Source organism: Aerococcus sp. L_32 (assembly GCF_050689315.1).
The window spans coordinates 1-704 of record NZ_JBOEQF010000965.1; the positions used below are offsets into that span (position 1 = coordinate 1).

Consider the following 704-nt stretch of genomic DNA (forward strand, 5'->3'; position numbering starts at 1 on the left):
TTTGTCCGTAGCATTATTAGAACGTGGAATCCCTGGGGGCGAATTGGTCAATACAGCGGATGTTGAAAATTACCCTGGTTTCAAAAACATCCAAGGACCAGACTTGGCCAATGAAATGTATGAAGGGGCAATGCAATTTGGTGTGGTCCACGAATTTGGGACGGTCACTAAAGTAACGCCGAATGAAGGGGCGCATTTACTGGAAACAGATATGGGTAAAACTTACCAAGCTAAAGCGATCATTATCGCAACTGGTTCTGTTCACCGTAAATTGGGTGTGCCAGGTGAAGATAAATATTCAGGCCGCGGTGTTTCTTACTGTGCGGTTTGTGACGGGGCTTTCTTCCGTGATAAAGACCTTCGTGTAATCGGTGGGGGCGACTCAGCCGTTGAAGAAGGGACTTACTTAACCCAATTTGGTAAAAACGTGAATATCGTTCACCGTCGTGACGAATTACGTGCTCAAAAAATCTTACAAGACCGTGCTATGTCTAACGATAAGGTTGATTTCACCTGGGATACAGTTGTCAAAGAAATCAAAGGGGACGACATGAAAGTCACTGGTTTAGCCGTTGAAAACGTTAAAACTGGTGAAATCACTGACGTGGATACAGATGGTGTCTTCATTTATGTTGGTTTGATTCCAAATACCGAAGCATTTGCTGATTTAAACATCACAGATGAAGAAGGTTGGGTGATCACAG

At 43.8% G+C, this 704-nt stretch carries 1 protein-coding gene; it reads left to right on the plus strand.

All coding sequences use genetic code 11. From position 1 onward, the window contains the following. The coding region (locus ACRCJ0_RS17650; protein ID WP_431391451.1) for an NAD(P)/FAD-dependent oxidoreductase at positions 1–704 on the plus strand (704 nt) is incomplete at both ends.